Origin of the sequence: Atopostipes suicloacalis DSM 15692, from assembly GCF_900129085.1 — a bacterium.
Classification (GTDB): Bacteria; Bacillota; Bacilli; order Lactobacillales; family Carnobacteriaceae_A; genus Atopostipes; species Atopostipes suicloacalis.
On the sequence record NZ_FQUF01000006.1, the window covers coordinates 52,894 to 75,692 of the forward strand.

The following is a 22,799-nucleotide window of genomic DNA, read 5'->3' on the forward strand; positions in this document are numbered from 1 at the left end:
TATCTATCCTAACAAAAATAACAAGATTTTTCATCCCTTTAATATTAAAATGAGTCACTGCCCTTTCTCAAGTAAAAAAGACAGTGACTCACAATCGATAGAATTAGGAAGAGTAAATTTAACGAATTTTTACATTCAATTGCTCAATTAATGCTTCTTGAACTCGTTTAAAGTCATTGTTCACTTCTTCTTCTTTTAGAGTAGCCTTAGGATTCGCATAATAAAGCGAATAAGCCATTGATTTCTTACCTGCTTCGATATGGTCACCTTCGTATAAATCAAATAATTGGATTCGTTGGAGCCATTTTCCACCATTTTCAGAAATGACAGCTTCTAATTCAGCATGCGTAATATCTTCTTCCACTAACAATGCGATATCACGGGAAGAACCTGGATAACGATTTAACGCGGTATATTCGACCGCTTCTTTCTTAGCATTCACTAGCTGATCAATCGATAATTCGAAAACAAAAGTATCCGCTAAATCACTCTGTTTAGCAATCGTTGGATGGAGTTGTCCCACATAACCGATTAATTGCTCTGCTATATAAATATCTGCTGTACGACCAGGATGCATTCCCTCACGTTCTGTAGCTAAACGGTAAGTGATCTCTTCACTAAATGAAAAGGAAGATAACAAGTTTTCTACTAACCCTTTTACAGTATAAAAATCAATTGGTGTCTTTTTACCGAACCAATCTTTTTGGGTTTCACCGGTTAGTAATCCAGCAACATTGCTATATTCCACTATATCATCTTCGCCTTCTTGGTAAAAAACATGTCCAATTTCATAAAGCGCAATGTCTGAGACTTGATGGGTGATATTGTACGTGGCATCATCTAATAAACCACTAATAACATTTTGTCTAAGGCTCACGCGTTCTTTACTCATCGGATTTTGTAAATGAACAAGTTCCCCTTTTGTGATCGCATACCGACGTGCTTTTTCTGGAAGTGTTAATGAATAACTTACAGCTTCTTGTAGACCATTTCCTTCTAAAATTTCTCGAATAAGTCGTGTTGTTTTTTGCTCATCCGTTAATTCTCCTGGAGTGGATTCAGTCACTGGAAGTGTGATGGGTATATTATTATAGCCATAGATTCGAGCAATTTCTTCAATCAAATCTTCAGCAATTTCAATATCCCAACGTCGTGGCGGAATAGAAACATCTAATTGATCCTGATCAATCTTATGCTCAAATCCTAAACGATCCAATATCTTTGAAATTTCAGTAGCAGTCAACGCACTTCCGATTAAACCATTTACTCGTTGGGTTGTTGTAGCAATCGTCACATCTTTGGTTGTTGTATGAGTAGATTCTGCCGTTCCGCTAACCATCGTTCCTCCACCTAGTTCAACCATTAATTTTGCGGCTAAATCAGCAGCTTCTTGGACGGTAGCAATATTGATTCCCTTTTCAAAACGATTACTTGATTCACTTCGTAAATTCAAGCGATTAGCTGTTCGACGGGTTAATACTGGATTAAAAACAGCTGATTCAATCGCAATTGTTTTTGTTTCTTCCGTAATTTGAGAGTTTTCGCCTCCCATAACTCCAGCTAAAGCAACTGCTTTTTCCCCATTTGTTATGACCAAATTTTCTTGTGTTAATACATGATCACGGCCATCTAAAGTCACGAACTCTTCTCCAGGGTGAGCACGACGAACATGTATTTTTTTAGAATCTAACTTGTCATAATCAAAAGCATGTAGAGGTTGTCCAAATTCAAGCATCACATAGTTCGTAATATCTACTATTAAATCAATTGGACGTATACCCGCGTGCATTAATTTATGTTGCATCCATAACGGACTTTCGCTAATTTTTACATCTTTAACAATACGCATACGATAATCCAATGTATCTTCCGTATGTTCTACAGAAACAGAAACATAATCTTCTACTTTTTCTGCCTCATTTTCTTGAAAATTAACCTCTTCAAAACTAGGAACTTGGTCCAATAAAGCTCCTACTTCATACGCGACTCCCCGCATACTCAGTGCATCTGCTCGGTTAGGTGTTAAGTCAAATTCAATAATAGCGTCATCTAAACCAAGGTATGGACGAGCATCAGCACCTACTTTGGCATCTTGCTCTAAAACATAAATACCGTCTTCAGCTTTTTTTGGAATAATTGAATCTGAAAAGCCTAATTCATCTAAAGAAACAATCATTCCTTCAGAATCTTCCCCCATAAGTTTTGCTTTTTTTATTTCAAAGTTTCCTGGAAGTATTGCGCCAACTTTAGCGACGACAACTTTTTGTCCAGCAGCAACATTTGGTGCACCACAGACAATAGGGAGAACTTGGTTGCCCACATTTACCGTTGTTTTATTTAAGTGGTCCGAGCCTTCAAGCGGTTCACACGTTTCAACTTCTCCAACGACTAGATGCTCTAAACCTTCACCTAGTTTCTGGATTGTTTCAACTTCCAGCCCTCCTAAAGTAAATTTTTCGCCCAATTCTTCAGGGGTAATATTTGATAAATCGACATATTCTTTCAACCAATTAAAAGAAACTAACATTAGGCTTCTTCTCCTTTCGCACGAAACTGACTGAGGAACCGTTGATCATTTAAATAAAAATGACGAATATCATCCACACCATATTTCAGCATCGCCATTCGGTCCGGTCCTACACCAAACGCAAAGCCAGAATATTTTTTAGAATCAACATGACTCATTTCTAATACATTTGGATGGATCATACCTGCTCCTAATACTTCAATCCAACCACTCTGCTTACACACATTACAGCCTGCTCCTCCACATTTAAAGCAGCTAACATCCACTTCTACGGATGGTTCCGTAAATGGGAAATAACTTGGGCGGAAACGGACTTCTCGGTCCGGTCCAAATATTTTTTTGGACATAACTTCTAAAGTTCCCATTAAATCAGACATGGTGATATTTTCATCTACAACAATTCCTTCAATTTGATGAAATTGATGAGAATGAGTCGCATCGTCTGAATCTCGACGGTAAACTTTCCCAGGACTAATCACCTTTAAAGGGCCCTTTGAAAAATCATGGGCTTCAATTACCAAAGGTTGAACTGCTGATGTTTGTGTTCTTAATAAATAGTGGTCATTAATATAAAAAGAATCTTGCATATCGCGTGCTGGATGATCTTGTGGAACATTCACACGCTCAAAGTTGAGATAATCCGAAACAATTTCTGTTCCTCCCACAATGTTATAACCCATCCCTAAAAAGAGATCTTCCATCTCTTCCATGATTTGGTGAATAAGATGAGTTTGTCCCCTTTTAAATTTACGGCCGGGTAGTGTTACATCAATTGTTTCCTCCCGTAATTTCTCTTCTAAAGCAAGGTGGGCTAACTCTTCTTTTTTATCCGAAATACGAGTCGATAAGTCGTCGCGAATTTCATTGGCTAATTTTCCAATAATCGGGCGTTCCTTCTTATCCAAGTCTTTCATCATTTTTAGTAATTCGGTTAGCTGTCCTTTTTTCCCTAATAATTGGATTCTTAATTCTTCAACAGCTTTTTCAGACGTCATCTGATTAATTTTTTCTTTTGACGATTCTGCTAATTTTTCTAACTTCTCTTTTAACTCCATTTTTTTTCCTCCTAAAATAAAAATAACCCCAATCCCAAAAAAGGGACGAGGTTAAACGCGGTACCACCCTAGTTCAAAAAAGGATAGACTCCTTCTTTGCACTTAAGTTTGCATAACGGTGCAAGCCGGGATGAAACCAACTATTCGAAATAAATAAATCTAGCAAAAATTTATTTCGAGCAACAGAAGTGAATTTCTCTTATTAAAGAATATAAATACTTTCAGCTAATGTATCTATTCTCTGCAATCTTTTTATAAAATACTCTTTTCTGTCATTATTTTTAAGTTTTATTATACAGTTTGTTTTAACGAATCCCATTATAACAAAGATTTATAAAAAAAGGTAGTTTTTATATGAAGAGAATACCTTCTAAATAAAAACCCAATAGGAAACCTTCATCAAAATAAGGGGTTTCATATTGAGTCTTTCCTTTAATATAACTAACTGATTTAGCGTAAAGCTAAGCTATTTTTTATTCATTACTAGAAAGGTCTTGCATCCGTTCATTTTCAGTAAGATCTTTCTCACTGAGTACTCGTTTTACAGCCTTCATTCGGGTAAACTCTTCACGTTCTTTTTCTTCAAGCTCATTATTAATTTGTTTTTGAGCCGCTTCGAGTTGAGGAATGGTCACATTTTCTAATGCATTCACTCTTTTTTGCGTTTTTTGAATGTTACTGGCTAAACGATAGGCTGTATTTTCAATTTCAGCTAATTGTATTTGTAGTCCTTTTACTCTTTCAAAAGCTAAGCGTGTACGGTCCACCTCAATGGATGTCTCGGTTAGTGAGTAAGGGAGTGTATCTTGCTTTTTCCCTCGGTAGTCAATTTCAGGGATTTCAGAACCCATAAGACTTCGTACTTTAATGTGAATGTGACGATCCACCTCAATCGATTCTGAAATTTCTTGTAAGTTAAATATCCCTACAGCTTCTTGTGCAAGAGCCATTTGATTATAGGCATCCTCATAAGCATCGACTAAATCGTCTTGAACTTGCTTGGCTTTTTCAACCAAAGTGACAATTTCATTCATAAGAATGAGTCGCTTTCTATCCATGAGGCTATGTCCACTTCTAGATAGTTCTAAGGTTTTCTCGATTTTCATTAAGTTCCCTTTTGTTGGTGATTGATCAATCTCCACTGTTAACACCTTCTTTGATGTTCAATTGTTGTGAACTTTGAAGTGAATACTCCTTATTCTCATAATATTTATCTAAAATCGTTGAATCAATACGGTTTAATTCTTCTCTAGGTAATAGACGTAACAAATCCCAACCAAGATTTAAGGTATCTTTCATCGTTCTTGTTTCGTCCATGCCTTGACCAACAAACTCTTCTTCGAATTTCTTTCCGAATTCTAAATACATTTTATCAACATCAGAAAGTTCTTCTTCTCCAATTACAGAGGCTAAACTTCTAGCTTCTATCGTACTTGAGTAAGAAGCAAAGAGTTGATTAGCAACTCCTTCATGGTCTTCACGTGTATAATCCGCTCCAATACTGTCAGACATCAAACGAGATAAAGATGGTAATACACCAATTGGAGGGAAAATATTTTTATGTTGCAAATCACGATCCAATACGATTTGTCCCTCTGTAATATACCCGGTTAAGTCAGGAATTGGGTGCGTAATATCATCGTTAGGCATTGTTAAAATTGGAATCTGAGTAACTGATCCTTGTTTTCCTTTAACGATTCCTGCTCTTTCATAAATTGTAGCTAGCTCAGAATATAAATAACCTGGATAACCTTTACGAGAAGGAATTTCATCTTTTGCATTGGAGATTTCTCTCAATGCTTCACTAAATGAAGTCATATCCGTTAAAATAACCAATACATGATACCCCAAATCATAGGCTAAATACTCTGCGGTCGTTAAAGCCACTCTTGGTGTAATAATTCGTTCCATCACAGGATCATCAGCTGTATTTAAAAAGCTGGTAACATGATCCATCGTACCACTTTCCTCAAACGTTCGTCTGAAAAAATCAGCAGTATCATGTGTTACACCCATTGCCGCAAAAACCAACGCAAACTCGCCTTCTACGTCTTCACCTAATTTTGCTTGTTTAACAATTTGTGCAGCTAACTCATTATGGGATAATCCTTCCCCTGAAAAGATTGGAAGTTTTTGTCCACGAATCAAAGTCATCAAGCCATCAATTGCTGAAAATCCTGTTTCAATAAAGTTTTTAGGAAATACACGAGAAACTGGATTCAAAGGTGCACCATTTACATCCCGTTGGACGTCTGAATGGACAGGTCCTAGCTCATCAAGTGGGCGACCCAATCCATCAAAAGTACGACCTAAGATATCAGGAGATAGGTCTATTTCCATCCCATGTCCACTGAATGTCGTATGTGTGTTATTTAAGGACATATTTGTCGTTTGATCAAAGACTTGAATTAAACAACGTTCACCTTCAATCGAGATGACCTGACCTATTTTTTCTTCTTTTTTATTGGTGCGAAATCGAACAATATCGCCATAGGCAGCTTCTCGCACCCCATCAATAACGACTAATGGCCCTTCAATGGAGCTTAAATTTAAATGTTCAATTGCCATTATATCTCTCCTTATCCATTCTCTTGCATTGCTTTATCATAATAGGCATCAATATCATCATAATAATGATCAAGCATTTCTAATTGATCATTGGGTACGTCATATTTTATATTAATAATTTTATTAAAGATATTAGACTGTGTTAAATAACTCACTGGAAAGCCAAAGGAAATTAAAGATTGGCTGCGTTCATATAAATACAAAATAATGTCTAACATTTTAGCTTGCTTTTTAATTGGAACAGAACTATCAATTTCATGAAAAGATCCTTGTTGTAAAAAGCCTAAACGAATGACTTTAGAAATTTGTAAGATTAATTTTTGTGAATCGGGTAAGACATCACTACCAATTAATTTCACGATTTCGAGTAATTCATCTTCTTCTTTTAGAAGAACCATCATTTCATTATGATTTTTCATAAAATCTTCATCCACATTTTTAGCATACCAGTGTGATAAATCATTTAAATATTGACTGTAGCTGGTAATCCAGTTAATTGCTGGATAATGTCGCGCATGGGCTAAATCTGAATCGAGTGCCCAGAAACAACGGACATAACGCTTGGTATTTTGTGTCACAGGTTCCGAGAAGTCTCCACCTTGAGGAGAAACAGCTCCGATAATAGAAACTGAACCATTCGTATGGTTTAAGTTTTCCATATCTCCTGCCCTTTCATAGAAAGCAGCAATACGACTAGATAAGTAAGCAGGGAAACCTTCTTCTCCAGGCATTTCTTCTAATCGTCCAGATAATTCACGAAGTGCTTCTGCCCATCGAGAGGTTGAATCAGCCATAATGGCTACATCATATCCCATATCCCGATAATATTCAGCAATAGTGATTCCTGTGTAAATAGAAGCTTCACGTGCTGCAACTGGCATGTCTGAAGTGTTTGCAATTAAGACTGTACGTTCCATTAAAGAAGCACCACTTCGAGGGTCAATCAGTTTGGCAAAGTCTTCTAAAACTTCTGTCATTTCATTTCCACGTTCACCACAACCAATATAGACAATAATATCTGTTTCAGCATATTTTGCAATCTGATGCTGCATGGTTGTTTTACCTGTTCCGAAACCTCCAGGAATTGCAGCAGCTCCTCCTTTGGCAATAGGAAACACAGAGTCAATAATTCTTTGTCCTGTAATTAATGGACGAGTACTTTCAAGGCGTTCGAGTACTGTACGAGGTTTACGAATGGGCCATTTTTGAAAGCCCTTGATTTCGATAATATTCCCGTTAATTTGTTCAATTTTAACTAATACATCATTTATCGTATATTCTCCAGGTTCAACAACTTCAATAACTTTACCGGCTACATCAGGAGGTACCATCACTTTATGCATGATAGCTTTTGTTTCAGGAATTTCAGCAATAATTTCTCCGCCGTTCACTGTTTCTCCAACAGAAATTACTGGGGTCACTTCCCATAATTTTTCTCGATTTAAAGAATCCAGTTTGATTCCTTTTTTGATGTGTGCACCGCTCACTTTTTGAATTTCTTTTAATGGGCGTTCAATTCCATCAAAAATATTATCGAGCATTCCTGGACCAAGTTCTACAGCCATTGATTCATTAGTTCCTTCAATAGGTTCACCAGGTCTTAGGCCGTTTGTGTCTTCGTAGACTTGAATCGTCGTTTTAAACTGATCAATCCCAATAACTTCGCCAACCAAACGGTCATTTCCTACGTAAACTAACTCAGACATAGAAAAATCTGTTGGTCCTTGAATTTTAATGATTGGGCCATTTATTGCATAAATTTTATTTTTTGTTTCTATCATCGATTAAGTCCCTCCGTTATAGAGAAATCCTCTTCCGCACGAGTAAGCAAAGTTGAAAAAGAAAAATCTAATAAGATACCTCTTTCTCTGGCTACTCCACGGACTCCTCCTATAAACTCACGATCGGATATATTTAACTCGGCATTTGTCATTTCTTCTAAGTCTGATAGCAAATATTCGTCCGATGGGTCAATATAAATATCAAAGAGTTCATCTTGCGCATATTCTTGAACGGATTGAATCATCTTTTTCATATGCTCTTTATATTCGTCTGTTTCTTTGTATTCGTTTAAGACATTTTCAAATTTATCATATAAAGATTTCTTTAGTTTTTCTTCTTGCACATAAAGTTCATGTTGATGATTAAATCTAATCTTCGATATGGCTTTATTGTTTTCTTTTCTTGCGGCATTTTTTTCTGATTCTAATCGATCAGCAAAAGAAGCGTCTGTTTTTCGTTTAAAATCTTTTAAATCTTTATCTAAAGATTCTTGATAAGCAGTCATTTGTTCTTCCATTGTATTTTTAACTTTTACATTTACTTCATCTACGAAATAATCTATTTTTTCTTCTAAATCCATCATCGCATCTCCCATCTATACTGAAATATTCACAGCTTTTTGAATTGTTTCAGCAATTTTATTCCGGTTGCTAGCATATTCATCCGAACCGGGAATTTCAACTATTAAAGGGACGGCTTGATTAAAGCGAAATTCATCTACTTTTTTTTGATTCTGTTCGATTAATTTTGGAGCAATCATTAAGATCCCAATTTCTTCATCTTTAGTCACTTTATCAAAAATTGTATTAAAAGAAGTCGCCTTTGAAATAAGTTCTCCTTCAACTCCTGCAAGTTGCATGCCTACTAAAGTCGAAATGTTATCTGTTATGACATAAGATTTCATATTATAGACGTCCTAAGATCATAAATGAGATAATTAATCCGTATAAGGCAATACCTTCTGCTAAACCAACGAAAATTAGTGAACGACCAAAGATTGAATCATCTTCACTAATTGCACCCAAAGCGGCACTTGCGGCACTTGCAACAGCAACCCCACCACCAATACCAGATAAACCAGTAGCTAGAGCAGCTGCAATATAACCTAAACCAGTAGCTAAACCATCTGCGGCAGCGGCTGTCTCACTAGCGGCAAAAACTGTTTCAGGAGAGTAAGCAAAGATTAAAGAGATGATAAAGCCTGTTGCAACCGTTAAAACATTTGCAGCCAAAGTCTTTTTGTATCGTTTTTTGTTTCGTTCTCCTTTAAAAAAGTAAGCAGCTGGAAAAACAAATCCTAATAAAATTGTGGCAACCATTGTTGTTTTAATCATTAATTCAATATTCATTTCTATACTTCCTCCAATTATTTTTTATCCCAAACACTTTCAAATTCAATTCCGTCTCCACTATAAAAGTGACTAAATATTTCATAAAATTCTAAACGCAAGACTTGAATAAAGATAACTAATCCTTCAAATCCTGTAACAAATAAGTTTCCTAATACAAGAACCAACCAATTTGGATTCGCTGATTCAATATTTGCAAACATCAAAACGACACCCATCATGGCAACGTGGGCAATCGCAAAAGCTCCTATACGTACAAAAGAAATTGTATTTGAAAAATAAGTTAGCACTGTTTCAAACATTTCAAAAAAGATCGTTAACAATTGCATAACTATTCCATCTTTATCTTCTGCTTTTTTGTGTTCTATGATATTTGTAAGTGGTTCTTCAAAAGCAATGACAAGTAATAACCCAACAATAATTGCGATAAATAATCCTATCGCTGGAATTTCTTGACCGGCCATATAAAGAACAAGTAACAAAACAATTAATCCATAAAATGCAAAACCAGCAATTCCATTCTTATTCAGTATTGCTTCCCACTTTTCACCATTTTTAAATCTCAAATAAATATTCAAGACCATCGTTAATAAAATGACAAACATTCCGGAACCAACTGCTACAATAAATACCGTATTTAAACTTCCAAAGAAAGGAATGGTACTTAGTTTCTCCATCGGGTTACCCCATAAGGCAGGAATAACATCTTCTAAACCAAAGAAACTTCCGTAAATCAACCCAAAAATCATGGAAGAAAGACCAACGGGAACAAACATCTTTGCCAAACTCAATTTTTCACTGAAATAGCCCACTAAGCCGGCTAAAAATAGCAAGAGGCCTTGTCCTAAATCACCAAACATAGCTCCAAAGAACAAGGAATAGGTCACGGCTACAATTCCCGTAGGATCAAGTTCTCGATAATTTGGCACCCCATACATTTTAGTAATCATTTCAAAAGGTCGTGCAAAGAAATTATTACGCAGTTTTGTAGGGGACTCAAAATTGTGTGCATCTTCATCCTCTTCAATATACATTTCAATTTCTTCAACTTTAGCCAATTCTTTTTCAAGTTTCATAGCATCTTCTTCAGCCATCCAGCCAAGTACAAGATAACGTGTTTCTTTTTGAGCGAACTCATCACGTGTAATCGCAGCATATTGACGAATTTTATGGGCTTCCGATAATTCTTCTAAGGTTTTCTTTGCTTGTTTTAAATTCTTAATATTCGGATGCAAGATATCGAATATTTCAGCTTGCACTTTTTCTTTCTCAGTCGTTAATTGATCGATTTGTTCATCATATTTATGAACAATATCTTTAAACGTCCCTTTTTCTTCTGTAATATATATTCTTTCCCAAGCAAGAGAGTAATACAAAGCATCTACTCTTTGACGAGCTTCTGGAGTCGTAAAATATACGCCATAGACATATCCGTCTGTTGTCTTTGAAGGGATAAATACGGAAGGAACCATGCTATCAATATATTTTTTGAATATTTGATAACTTTTTGTGGTAAATCGTCCAAATCTAAACTTCAAATGCTTAATGCTTAATATTTTTTCTAAAGAATAACCAATATCTGAAAAAGGTTCATATTCATCATGACTAAACGTTGCAGTATTTAACTGTCGTGTTAACTCTTGCAACTCATTTTTCTTATCGGTAACCTTGCTTTCAACAGAGGTAACCATTTTTTTTACTTCTTTAAACGTTAGATTACTTTCAAGGTTTTTATCATCTTCGACTGGTTCATCAATTAAAGATAATAAATCATCAATTCGTTCATCCCAAGGTTGATATTGATTTGAGCTCGTATAAGCTTTTAATGTTTCAATTCCAGATAATTCCTTTAGTGCATTCACTAAGTGAATATCATAATGACTTAGATAATTATAAGCCATTTTATCAATATCATCACGAGGTCCTGTGATGTTAACCATACTCATAGTAGTAATCAACTATACCAACTCCTTTTCTGCAGGTTTTACATTATTCCAACCAATTTTTTCTGTCGTTTTTGCTAATAAACTCGCTTCTCTTTGTTTATCTTCTAAATATTCTAAAATAGGAAGCATTGATTCTCGACATGAACGGACTAAGAATTTAAGTAAACCTTCTAAAAATTCTGACTCTTCTATCCGCAAATCATTCGTTCTTTTATCATTCACTATAACTTCTGCATAACCCATTGAGCGCAATAGACGTTCAAAACTTAATTGATTGTTGGCCTGTAAAAGTTCTTCAATTGTGACTTCATCTAATTGACGAGAAGGAGGTAGAATATAATTTTTAATTTCTTCATTGCTCATTTCATAAATGAATTTCAAACGATAAATAGATTCAATATTAATAAGATCCGCAAAACTACCATAATATTTTTTAAACTGTTTCAATTCTTTCTCACTAAATATGTGACGTGCTCTTTTCCATACATGCATCGCAATGAACTGGTCAAATTTTACATTTAAAACATTCGAGTCAATTGGAATTTCTTGAAAACTAGAACGATTCTCTTCAAAGAATTCTGCGTAAATCGTTCCATTTAAAGCATCAATCACTTCGTCTATCGTCGTTGCACTTTCAATTCGGTCTATATCAAAATGACGGCTTTTTTCTAAATAATCTGTAAAACCTTCAAAATAAATATTCGAATCTTTTTTTGCCAGAATGTTATTAATTACTTTTTTTATGAAATCTGTTTCATATTTGATGCCATACAATTTTAAAACTTTTCGTTGTTCTAGATTCGCAAAACGGTATAATTTCAAAAAAGTATAATAGACACCATTGTGGATAATAGGAATGATACTTCGAGGTGTGAGTTCTGTAATATCTGTATCACGCGCAGCTCGATCATACCCTTCCGTCCGTTGTAAAACTTGGTAGATATCTTCTAAACTTTTAAGACTGTGATTATTTTGTATTTCTTCTTTTGATAACAATTTACTTCGCATCGCTCTAACTTTAGTTAAAATTGCTGTATAATCATTCATCATCTAATGCACCAAGTTCCTTTACTGCATCCAAAAATCGATCAACAAAATGTTCTTGTTCATGATCAAAAACATCTCGAATTTTTTTCAAATTTATTTCGTAATTTTCTTCGATTACTTTAAGCTCTTGATTTTTTTCTTGCTCGTACTGTTCTTTCAGTTGAGCCGTTTCTTTAGAAAATTTATTTTCTGCTGCTTTTTGATAATCCGTACGAAAATTATCGTATTTATTTTTCAACTGAATTTTCTTTTCATTCAATGTATCCAAAGATTTATCAGCTGTTAGTTCTATTCGATACAATCGATCAATTATTTCGTCCATTTAATAACTTATCTCCTTTCTAAATAGAAATCATTTAATTTCTTTGCACCTTTTAAAAAATTACATATATAAAACAAAGCTATAAAGCTGATTGCTATGCCATTTCCCCCAGCGCGGGATTAATTATAAGACTAAAGTTTCAAAATTACAATTATAAACGTTAAAAACCCCTAGGTAAAGGCTTTCATTTCATAATTATTTTCATTTGGGAAAAGTTTGGTTGACACTCATAGTACGGCTAGCATTCTCTTATCACTCCGTTAAAAAATCACTCTTTCTAGAAACCTTTATTTTTATTCCAGAAAAGACAATATACAGGCTCTAATTTCAATTATTGTAAACTAAAAAAAATCCTTGAGCCAGTAATAGGCCTAAGGATTTGGTTTTAGTAAGTACTAAAAAACGATTATTTTCAGCGCAACATCGCTTTTTTTGGTTAATCTCTAATTAGTTATATGAGACCTTGATTTGTAACCGAGCATAGAATTCTTTGAACCATTCACGTGTTGGGGTTGAAACTTCTGAAATGGCACAATATTTATCGACTAAAGTTACAATAAAACTCTCTTTAAATCTTGGAACGCCACCTTTAAGTGTACATAAAAACATATGTTTTAAGATGATATCTTTTTCCACTTCGTTAATTTCTGTAATCTCTTGAGCATTTTTCAAGGCAATCTTAGGATGTGCAGAGTTATGTGAGCCTAAGCCCATCTCTAGTATCTCATGTCTGCCTTCTAAGAAAAAGTCATGCAATAAACCAGCTCTAGCTGTTGAAATATAATCTAATCCACGTGATTTTGCTAATTTATAGCTTACATAAGAAACAAATAAGCTATGAGACAAACGTGTCGTGTAATGGTGATGCGTAATTTCTTCCAATTCTAATAATTTTTCATTGTTTAATAAGTCTTTGATAATGGTCATATATTCTGGGTCATTTTCCCAAATTTTACGGACGAACTCCATCAACATTCTCCTTTTAAATGGTTGTGTCCTCATACAAAATGCTGTAAGGCATTTATTAATCTTATTAAGTTACTGAACCTATTATACACCTTGAATAATGAAATAAAAGGAATATTCTATATTTTTAGTGATTTCTTAATAAGTTCTTAAATAATCCGTAAATAATGATTAATAGCCTTCATCTAGTTTTACTAAATTTTCTGGAAGTTCCTCGCCTTGCACGTAAGCTTCAAAATTTTTCATAAAAATTGGAAAAATATATTTCGGATAACTTTCTACTCGTCCAGCAATATGTGGAGTCATCAAGACTTGTTCATAACCCCATAGAGGATGATTTTCGGGTAATGGTTCTTCCTCAAATACATCTAGACCTGCACAACGGACCTTTCCATGATCTAAAGCGTCCATTAAAGCGGAAGTGTCAACAGACTCGCCCCGTCCGACATTTATAAAAACTACGCCCTCTTTCATTTTTGAAAATAGGGTTTCATCATATAAATGAGTCGTTTCTTTAGTTAAAGGTAAAATATTTACAATAATATCCCCTTTATGGATGATTTTTGCTAATTCTTTTTGCGTATACTGTTCATCCATGTTTTCAATTTTACGCCCACTACGATTTATTCCAATCGTATCCATATGGAAAGCTTTTGCGACCCTCCCTAACTGAACCCCTATCTTCCCAGCTCCGACAATTAGCATAGTTTTACCAGCTAGTTCGTAGGCCGTTTCCTCATTTTCCCATTGATCTTTCCAACGTTTTTTCTTTTGGTTTTCAGCAGATTGTACTATGGATCTCGTTAAACCTAACAAGAGGCCTATCGTTGATTCCGTTACTGGATTGGCATGGATTCCACTACCATTTGTAAGTAGAATATTCTTTTTAGCAAACAATTCTAAAGGTAAGTCGTTCACTCCAGCATAAGCAAACTGCACCCATTTTACCTTAGATTCATCGTTTTCAATAAGCGGAATTAATTCATCTGACCAGCCTATAATAATTTCAACGGAATCTTTACCTGTTTCTTCTATAGATTCCACAATATTATAGTCGGTTGCCTTCTCTTTTAATTCCTTCAATTGTTCGGAATATAATTCTTGGATAACTAAAATTGATTTTGTCACTTCTATATTCTCTCCTCTTAAAATATATTCTGTTATTGAATAAAGTGAAACATTAAGATACTCGCAGCGATCGCAACATTTAATGACTCAGCTTGACCAATCATCGGGATAAATATATTTTGATCAATCATAGAAACTATTTCATTATTCATCCCCGAGCCTTCATTGCCTACAACCAAAGAAAATGGCGTATCGACATATACTTCTTTATAAGACACAGCCTCTTCATTTAAAGCTGTCCCAAAAACAGGATACCCTTCTTCTTTAAATGCAGGAATGAAATCTTTCAATTCTCCTTCATAAATTTCTAAATGAAAGTGACTCCCTTGGGCACTGCGCAAGGTTTTAGCATTATATAAATCAACGGTTCCTTTTCCTAAAAAGACCCCTTGAAAACCTGCCGCATCCGCTGATCGAATCATCGTCCCTACATTCCCAGGATCTTGTACCGCATCTAATAATAAAATGGGCCCTTCAATCTCTTTTGGAAAATCATTTGTGGTAATCGCTAACTCAGCAAAAATTCCCTGATTCGTCTGTGTCTTACTAATTTCCTCGGCAACATTCAAACTAACAACAATAATCTGATCCGTATCTAGATTTAAATTTAGAAAATCTTCCCCCTCTAACAAATCTTCCCGGACAATAATATTCGTCAGCGCATCTTTTTTATACTTAAGAGCTTCTTCTACTAAATGAAAGCCTTCAATAAGATAAGATTGTTGCTTCACACGTTCTTTCTTTAAGCTTAACTTCTTCCACTTCTTGACTTGTGGATTATTGACAGATGTAATCTGGAACAATTTCTTCACCTCATTTATTCATATACTATCCAATCATACCGTTTTTTTCGGTCCTTTTCATTAAATACGAATAAAAAGCAGGATCAATATAAAATTTTTTTAAACGTTTCTTCCATTTTCTATCTATATAAAAAAGAAGTAAAAACTAAAAAAAACACATTAAGTCAAGTTTCCCTGTTTGACTCAATGTGTTTAACAACATGTGATTAAAAGTTCACATAATTTCTAGGATTTACTGGTGTTCCATTTTTATGAACTTCAAAATGTAAATGGACGCCTGTTGAAGAACCGGTAGTTCCCATTGTCCCAAGTTGTTGACCTTGTGAAACGGATTGACCTGCAGATACTCGCAAATCAGATTTCATATGAGCATATAAAGTGGTTATCCCATTTCCATGGTCTATTTTGACATAATTTCCATATGAATTATGGTACCCTGCTACTGTCACAGTACCTGATTTAGCTGCAGATATTGCACCTCCACCACCAATGTCGGTTCCAGCATGTAATCGTTTATATCCTAGAATTGGATGTGTTCTATAGCCAAATTCAGAAGTTACATAACCATTCGCTGGTCGAACCCAACCATTACTACTCGTAGCAGGAGTTGGAGTGGGAGTTGGAGCGGGCGTTGGAGCGGACGAAGAAGTAGTAGAGCTTTCTTTTGCAGAAGACGCAGTTTGAACTTTTTTAGACTGTTTTAGACGTTCTTTTTCTGCAGCTTTTCTTTGGGCTTCCGCTAATTTTTTTGCTTCTGCTTCTTCGCGAGCTTTTTGGGCAGCAATACGTTCTTTTTCAGCCGTCATCTCTTGGTCAATGGCATCTGTCTTGGAAGCCACTTGAGTTTGTTGAGATAACAATTGATCGCGCTCGACACTCGTTAAATTGTATTTTTCTGTAACGACTTGTATCTTATTATCTAGATTTTTACGCTCTGCCAATAGTTGATTGCGACTAACTTCCATGTCTTCTTTTACACGGTTAGTTTCTTCTTTAGCTAAATCAACTTCTTCGCGTGCTTCTTCGACAGCTTTTCTGTCTTGAATTTGTTCTTCCATAATATTGTTATTATTTTTAACTAGTACATTAATAACTTCGATTCGACCTACTAAGTCAGATAGACTATCTGCAGATAAAACAATATCTACAAGGTCTTGAGGAGATCCAGCAATTTGGACACCTCTTGCTTGTTCAGCAAGTAATTCATTTCGAGCTTCTATTTTTTCTTCTAACGCTTTGATTTCTTTATTTAATTGATTAATTTCTTCTTCTAAACGAGCAATTTCTTTTTCTTGTTTATCAATTTGTGCGATAATCTCTTCAATGTTATTTTGAATTTCTGAGATATCATTATTTAATTGTTCACGTTCTGAATCTAATGATTGCATCTCATTTTCTGCATCATTAATATCCCCATTTAATTTATTTTTTTCTTGTTGCAATTGTTCTTTTTGTTGTTCTAAATCATTTAATGTTTGGGAATTAGCACTTACAGAAGGTGCCATTGAATTTAAAGAAAGAAAAAGTGCTGTAGAAGAAAGCAATGAAAATACCTTTGATTTATTCAAACTTCATTTCTCCTCTATGTGGTAATCGTTTTGAAATGACAACGAATGTGAAACTCGGGTCAAATCAAAAGCTACAAGTATATTAACAGTGAAAGGAGTAGTTGCCAAGGTGTTTGGGTACTTTGTTATTTAACTGTAACTTTGAACTTTTTTATGAATATCCTTCTTTTTATCTTCTGTTTATAAAAATGTGATTGAATTAACTTTCTTCTCATTTTTTGCCCCGTATAATCTCTTTTAAATGCAGGAATGTTTTTTTAAAATACCATTTTTGTAAAATACTGTAATTTTTCATACTGAAAAGTATATCATTAGCAGTCTATAGAAATTGCATAACATAATTTGCAAAAGAAAAATCCCCAATCCTAGATTCACTAGGAATCTTTTTTGGAGATTTTTTACAATTACTCTACATTTGGGTTTCTATTAGAAACTTTCTCTGCAATTTTGCCCGAACGATAAGCACGCAAAAGTTCCTTTAAATCTGCAACTTGTTCTTCTAATAGCTGCCCCACATCTGTTTCACGGACTGTCATTCGTTCTAACTCTCGATCAACTACACGGCGCGTTGAAATAATATCTAATTCTTTTTCAATGGCATCTTCGATATTTGTGAAGGGTTGATGTGTAACTAGCTGCATCCCAAACGAATTATAGAGTAATGTATAACCTGCCAAACCCGTTGTTGGTTGATAAGCTTTAGAAAATCCACCATCAATCACTAATAACTTTCCTTCTGCCTTAATTGGTTCTTCACCGCTTCTTTCTTTTACCGGTGTGTGTCCATTAATTATACGTCCTTTGCTAGAGTCGACACCAAACTCTTCTAGTATGTTTTCTACAATTTCCTTTTCTTCTCTTAATGTAAAATAAGGATTTTTTGGTTCCTCATGCGTTATTTTGTCATCGATGTAATAACGCTCAAAAGTGGTCATTTTTGTTTTTCCAAATAATGAAGAGCCTACTCCTTGCCACATATACCACATATAATCTAATACTGGGTTTTTCGCTTCGTCTTCTTGCCGATTTAAGTAGGCTTGTCTAAGAATTTCTTCAAATTTATCTAAAAGTTCTTTCCCTTTATATTTCTTTCCATTCACATCGACTAACATAAAACTACCATCCTCATTCAAAGGAATACAACCATGTATCAAAAGATTATCATTATAAATATTATACATATTCCCTTTGCTATATAAAAATGAAATATGTTTCTGTAAAGGCTGACTGTTTAAAAAATCAGCTTGCAAACGATTAATCATCCACTCCTCATCTTCTGATAATTTGTAAGGATTCTCTGGATCAATTGTTGGAAAATATGTATTTTTTAATGGATAAGTTTTATTGTCAATCGTAATTGTATTCTCTTCATAATTTATTTTATGTAAGAGCAAACGGTCATTTGCCTTAAATTCAGGATTTCTACTAATCACTTCATATTCTAATTTAAACTGAAGAATGGCGATCGCTTGTTGAATACTTGCGAGTTGCTTATCTTCTTCTGGGAAGTGAATAGCTACATCATCTAATTTTGGTTGAAAAGATTGAGAACCATTTTCTGGGTAAACCCTCTCCGCAAAGGAAGCTAAGGCTCGAAGTGAAATCCCATAACTGTCTTCAATCACTTCTAAATTGTCGTATCGAGCACAAATTCGCAATACATTTGCGATGGCAACTTTAGAACCACTCGCTGCCCCCATCCATAACACATCATGATTTCCCCACTGGATATCTAAAGATTTTTTCTCCATGAGTAAATTCAGTATTTTATCCGGAGCAGGACCTCGATCATAAATATCGCCCAATACATGAAGGTGATCGACAATTAAATCTTGAATCAATTCTGAAAGGCTGATAATTAAAAGATCAGCAGCTTCTAAGTTAATCACATTTTGAATAATATTATGATAATAGGGTTCTTTATTTGAAAGAATTGAATCTTTAAATAATAATTCTTCCATGATATAGGATAGATCGGGATCCATGGCCTTTCGAACTTTTGATCGTGTATATTTAGAAACAACAAATTGCCCCAATTCAACTAATGCTAAAATTGTATCGTGATAAAATTCTTCTCTCTCTTCTTGAGAAGACAAAGTTTTAATAATGCTTGCAACCTTTCTTTCCGGATAATAAATAATTGTCGCCAATTGATTGATTTGCTCAGAATCCAAGCGTCCAGAAAATACTTCATTAATCTTTTCTTTGACATTTCCAGAACCATTGTGTAGCACATGAGACACTGCTTCATATTCTCCATGTAAGTCGCTAATAAAATGCTCTGTTGCTTTGGGAAGTTCCATAATCGCCTCTAAATTTATAATTTCTGTCGTTACGGCTGAAATATTAGGAAATTGCTCAGAAAGTAATCCTAAATATTTTAGTTCTTTTTTCATTTACCACTTCTCCCCTTTTCAAAATTTGAAATCGATTTCTAGTTTATAATAGCATATTGTTTATTATTATGTATAATAAACATTAAACAAGAGCCGAGAGGTGAAAAAGTGAAAAACAAACCTACATTTAGAAACATTGAGAATTACAGTGAAATCACTGAGGAAAATGATTTTTTTATCCAATTTACAAATGAAGAAATTCCGGATCGTTACGATGCCAATTATGTCTTACTTAAATTCTCTCCTTCTCTACCAGAATTTAAATTGATTGAAAAAATGCATATAGAATATCAAGAAGCTATCCAGCAAAAACATTTAAAGTTTAACTGGCCCGAGAATACAGGTCTTCATCCAGAACTTTTAAATTATTTCAATCAAGAAAATTATAAAATAGGTATGCAAAATTTGTATTGGGTAGTTCCAGAGTTATTTAATGTTAAAAATATAAATAAAACTCTTTGCATCCAAAAAGTAACAGATCAAAATTTGGATGATTTTTTAAATATTAATTTAGAAGAAGATATTTTGCACGGTAGAGATTTTTTTGAACATAAAAAAAAAATGTATGCTTATCAATATCAACTAGAAAACACTACTTTTATTCTAGCCTATCTAAAGGATGAACCGGTAGGGTCTCTCATTCTGATTGACTCTAAAGATTATTTAGAAGTAGACAATGTGTTAACTAAAGAGGAGTTCAGAAAAAATAAAATCGCTACAACAATGTTAAATTATGTGGTAAGCGAACTTTTAACCCCCGAACAATCCGTTATTTTAGTAGCAGATGCTGAAGACACACCCAAAGAAATGTATGGAAAGATGGGATTCCAAACAAATGCCTATCAAATTACGGCTCAGAAATTAATTTCATAAATAATATTATTAAAAGTGATCATTTTTTTATTATTAAATTTGTGCTATATTTATTGGTAATATTTATTAACGACTTTAATTTGTTTTAAAATCGTAAGGAAGAGGTTGGTAACTTGCGACATATTAATAAAAAAGCCAAGCATGAAAATATTATACGAATAATTTTGGCCATAGCAGGCATAGTATGCTTTGCTTTTTCAACTAGTTTTGGTTGGGGAGTTATTTTAGGAGGAATCGTCTCTAAAGAAAATATCCGATTAAGAACGAAAGAAGGTTGGGGACTTTTAGCTTTAATTTCAGGTGTAATGTTGTTAGCTATTTATTTATTACTCGAAATACCTGCTATTTATGGCTATATCGTATCTACCATTTCTTATTTTCTTCTTCGTGAACTCTTTAACTATTTCTAGACTTTATAAAAAGAGCTAAGCCTTGTCTTAAGGCCTTTTTTCAGCAATAGTCTTTGTCTTTTCGGTCAAAAGTCAGTATACTCTGTATAAATGAGAACTATTCAGGAGGAATGGGTTTGAAAATAGAACATGTAGGGCTATGGGTTAAAGATTTAGAAACGATGAAAGAATTTTATGAGACGTATTTAGAGGGTGTTGCGGGAGAATTATACCATAATAAAAAAACGGATTTCCGTTCTTACTTCTTAACTTTTGATGACGGAGCAACTCGGTTAGAATTAATGAATAAACCTGCTTTAGAAGAAAAGACCGCTGAAAGCTTTGGGTACGCGCACATTGCTTATCAAGTCTCAGATGAAGAAGCGGTAAATACTCTTCATCAAAAATTAGTGAATGATGGTTATAAGCATGTAAATGGTCCGCGAACAACTGGTGACGGTTATTATGAAGCAGTTGTTGAAGACCCTGAAGGAAATCTCATTGAAATTACAGCTTAAATCATTTACTCTTTTAAACTAAAAAAACATCATCTAAAAAGAATGGTTATTCTTTCGAGATGATGTTTTTAACTTTTTCTATTCCGTTATTTTTTAGTCATATTTACTTACTAAGTCTACAAATTTATCGATAGCCGTTTGTAAGAAAACATCTGTACCCTCTTGTAAAAACTCGCCATTTTCACCAAATAACTCAGGGGTTCCTGCTAAATAAACTTCGGGTTGTTGAACAACTGGCACGTCTAAGAATGTCAACATTTGACGCAAGTGATGATTGGCACCAAAACCACTAATCACACCAGGTGATTGGCTGGCAATTAATGCTGGTTTACCGCCCCATTTATTATCACCATATGGACGAGAGGCCACATCTAAAGCATTTTTTAAAGCGGCAGGAATACTACGATTATGTTCTGGAGTAACAAATATAAAGGCATCTTGTGCAGCAACAACTTCACGGAAATCTACATATTCTTGTGGAGAATTTTCGTCTGAGTCTTGATTGTAAAGGGGCAAATGGTCAATTTGTAAATAAGTGGCTTCATAATCTTCTGGAAGTAAGTTAATAAGAGCTTTAGCTACCCTTCCTGAAAAAGACCCTGCACGAATACTTCCAACAACGATTCCAACTTTTACCATAATAAAGACCTCCTAATGTCTTAAAACACCTAAATACTACACCTGAATTATACCAAGAGGTTAGGGAGTTTTCTAATAAAAAGACTCGAATTCGAAACTTTTAATTGATTCCTCTTAAAAATCACTAATTTACTTGCAATATGTTTTAGGTTGGCCTAAAATAAAGTTACACATATAAAAAAATACAGATTTATCATGGCATTTTAGATAAGTACCTGTGCTTTTGGAAGGGAATAATTACTATGAAAATGTCTCCCAATAAAGAAGATTACATTAAGGCAATTTTTGGTTTGAGTAAAGAAAACGATATTGTGAGTAATAAAGACATCGCAAATAAATTATCAATTTCAGCAGCCTCTGTCACAGATATGATTAGCCGTTTAGTTAAAGAAGGAATGGTGACACACTACCCTTACAAAGGGGTTAAATTAACAGAAACAGGTATTCGAACGTCAAATCAGCTCATCAGAAAACATCGTGTTTTAGAAGTCTTTCTCTATGAAAAATTAGGTTTTAAATGGAATGAAGTTCACGAAGAAGCCGATCGATTGGAGCATGCATCCTCTGATAAATTTATTGAACGATTGGATGAATTTTTAGATCATCCAACATATGACCCACATGGTGGGGTTATTCCAAATGCTGACGGAACAGTTGATGCCCCTTTGAATACATTATTAAATTTGAGTGATTTAGAAATCGGCGATCACTTTTTAGTACGAGAAGTCTCAGATGATGAAGATTTACTCAATTACCTACACGATAAAAATTTTTCTTTAAATAAAAACTATGAATTACAAAATATAGATTCCTATGATGGAACCATCACTATAAGCGATGACGAAACCGGTGCAGCACTCACTATTAGTGAAAAAGCGCTTAGTCAGATTAAAGTAAGCCCACTACCAAAAAATGATTAAAAT

21 protein-coding genes are annotated in these 22,799 nt (G+C 34.4%); 4 read left to right on the top strand and 17 right to left on the bottom strand.

The window, feature by feature from the left end; translation table 11 throughout:
- Positions 1-118: 118 nt before the first annotated feature.
- The 16 genes from pheT to BUB96_RS02625 form a co-directional block, all read right to left on the bottom strand.
- The gene (gene pheT, locus BUB96_RS02550; protein ID WP_073295893.1) at positions 119-2,527 is read right to left on the bottom strand and encodes a phenylalanine--tRNA ligase subunit beta; all 2,409 of its coding nucleotides are present in this window, start codon (positions 2,525-2,527) and stop codon (positions 119-121) included.
- Complete coding sequence (gene pheS / locus BUB96_RS02555; protein WP_073295896.1) at positions 2,527-3,582, bottom strand: phenylalanine--tRNA ligase subunit alpha; 1,056 nt, start codon at positions 3,580-3,582, stop codon at positions 2,527-2,529. Before pheS ends, pheT begins: the two co-directional genes overlap by 1 nt.
- Positions 3,583-4,055: 473 nt before the next feature.
- A complete protein-coding gene (locus tag BUB96_RS02560) occupies positions 4,056-4,724 on the bottom strand; it encodes a V-type ATP synthase subunit D (RefSeq protein ID WP_073295900.1) in 669 nt (222 codons plus the stop codon).
- On the bottom strand, positions 4,714-6,150 hold the full coding sequence (locus tag BUB96_RS02565; RefSeq protein WP_073295903.1) for a V-type ATP synthase subunit B: 1,437 nt from the start codon (positions 6,148-6,150) through the stop codon (positions 4,714-4,716). The genes BUB96_RS02560 and BUB96_RS02565 overlap by 11 nt, the downstream gene beginning before the upstream one ends.
- A gap of 11 nt (positions 6,151-6,161) precedes the next feature.
- Complete coding sequence (locus tag BUB96_RS02570; RefSeq protein ID WP_073295906.1) at positions 6,162-7,931, bottom strand: V-type ATP synthase subunit A; 1,770 nt, start codon at positions 7,929-7,931, stop codon at positions 6,162-6,164.
- Positions 7,928-8,512, bottom strand: coding sequence for an exodeoxyribonuclease VII large subunit (locus tag BUB96_RS02575; RefSeq protein ID WP_073295909.1), 585 nt, complete (start codon positions 8,510-8,512; stop codon positions 7,928-7,930). Before BUB96_RS02575 ends, BUB96_RS02570 begins: the two co-directional genes overlap by 4 nt.
- Positions 8,513-8,527: 15 nt before the next feature.
- Positions 8,528-8,836: a V-type ATP synthase subunit F gene (locus BUB96_RS02580; RefSeq protein ID WP_073295912.1), complete on the bottom strand. Its 309-nt coding sequence runs from the start codon at positions 8,834-8,836 to the stop codon at positions 8,528-8,530.
- 1 nt (position 8,837) lies between these two features.
- Positions 8,838-9,281, bottom strand: a complete 444-nt coding sequence (locus tag BUB96_RS02585) for an ATP synthase subunit C (RefSeq protein WP_073295915.1) — start codon at positions 9,279-9,281, stop codon at positions 8,838-8,840.
- A gap of 17 nt (positions 9,282-9,298) precedes the next feature.
- Entirely contained in the window at positions 9,299-11,239 is a 1,941-nt protein-coding gene (locus BUB96_RS02590) for a V-type ATP synthase subunit I (protein ID WP_073295919.1), read from the bottom strand.
- Positions 11,240-12,274: a V-type ATPase subunit gene (locus BUB96_RS02595; protein WP_159431719.1), complete on the bottom strand. Its 1,035-nt coding sequence runs from the start codon at positions 12,272-12,274 to the stop codon at positions 11,240-11,242. It abuts the gene before it with no gap.
- On the bottom strand, positions 12,267-12,596 hold the full coding sequence (locus tag BUB96_RS02600; protein WP_073295926.1) for a hypothetical protein: 330 nt from the start codon (positions 12,594-12,596) through the stop codon (positions 12,267-12,269). The genes BUB96_RS02595 and BUB96_RS02600 overlap by 8 nt, the downstream gene beginning before the upstream one ends.
- A gap of 447 nt (positions 12,597-13,043) precedes the next feature.
- The gene (locus BUB96_RS02605) at positions 13,044-13,565 is read right to left on the bottom strand and encodes an HD domain-containing protein (protein WP_073295929.1); all 522 of its coding nucleotides are present in this window, start codon (positions 13,563-13,565) and stop codon (positions 13,044-13,046) included.
- A 168-nt stretch (positions 13,566-13,733) separates the two neighbouring features.
- The gene (locus BUB96_RS02610; protein WP_073295932.1) at positions 13,734-14,690 is read right to left on the bottom strand and encodes an NAD(P)-dependent oxidoreductase; all 957 of its coding nucleotides are present in this window, start codon (positions 14,688-14,690) and stop codon (positions 13,734-13,736) included.
- Positions 14,691-14,722: 32 nt separating this feature from the next.
- Positions 14,723-15,493 (bottom strand): TrmH family RNA methyltransferase, encoded by a 771-nt coding sequence (locus BUB96_RS02615; RefSeq protein WP_073295936.1) that lies wholly within the window; start codon positions 15,491-15,493, stop codon positions 14,723-14,725.
- A 206-nt stretch (positions 15,494-15,699) separates the two neighbouring features.
- Complete coding sequence (locus BUB96_RS02620; RefSeq protein ID WP_084136736.1) at positions 15,700-17,061, bottom strand: peptidoglycan DD-metalloendopeptidase family protein; 1,362 nt, start codon at positions 17,059-17,061, stop codon at positions 15,700-15,702.
- A gap of 404 nt (positions 17,062-17,465) precedes the next feature.
- Positions 17,466-19,457: a fructose-1,6-bisphosphatase gene (locus BUB96_RS02625; protein WP_073295939.1), complete on the bottom strand. Its 1,992-nt coding sequence runs from the start codon at positions 19,455-19,457 to the stop codon at positions 17,466-17,468.
- A 108-nt stretch (positions 19,458-19,565) separates the two neighbouring features.
- On the opposite strand from BUB96_RS02625, the gene BUB96_RS02630 reads away from it, so the two are divergent.
- From BUB96_RS02630 to BUB96_RS02640, 3 genes are all read left to right on the top strand, one after another.
- The gene (locus tag BUB96_RS02630; RefSeq protein WP_073295943.1) at positions 19,566-20,330 is read left to right on the top strand and encodes a GNAT family N-acetyltransferase; all 765 of its coding nucleotides are present in this window, start codon (positions 19,566-19,568) and stop codon (positions 20,328-20,330) included.
- Positions 20,331-20,443: 113 nt separating this feature from the next.
- On the top strand, positions 20,444-20,740 hold the full coding sequence (locus BUB96_RS02635; RefSeq protein WP_073295946.1) for a hypothetical protein: 297 nt from the start codon (positions 20,444-20,446) through the stop codon (positions 20,738-20,740).
- A gap of 116 nt (positions 20,741-20,856) precedes the next feature.
- The gene (locus BUB96_RS02640; protein ID WP_073295951.1) at positions 20,857-21,237 is read left to right on the top strand and encodes a VOC family protein; all 381 of its coding nucleotides are present in this window, start codon (positions 20,857-20,859) and stop codon (positions 21,235-21,237) included.
- A gap of 93 nt (positions 21,238-21,330) precedes the next feature.
- Here the strand turns inward: BUB96_RS02640 and BUB96_RS02645 are convergent, their stop codons facing one another.
- Entirely contained in the window at positions 21,331-21,876 is a 546-nt protein-coding gene (locus BUB96_RS02645; RefSeq protein WP_073295955.1) for an NADPH-dependent FMN reductase, read from the bottom strand.
- Positions 21,877-22,118: 242 nt separating this feature from the next.
- Here BUB96_RS02645 and BUB96_RS02650 point away from each other — a divergent pair, with 242 nt between their 5' ends.
- Positions 22,119-22,796, top strand: a complete 678-nt coding sequence (locus tag BUB96_RS02650; protein WP_234945781.1) for a metal-dependent transcriptional regulator — start codon at positions 22,119-22,121, stop codon at positions 22,794-22,796.
- Positions 22,797-22,799: the final 3 nt, after the last annotated feature.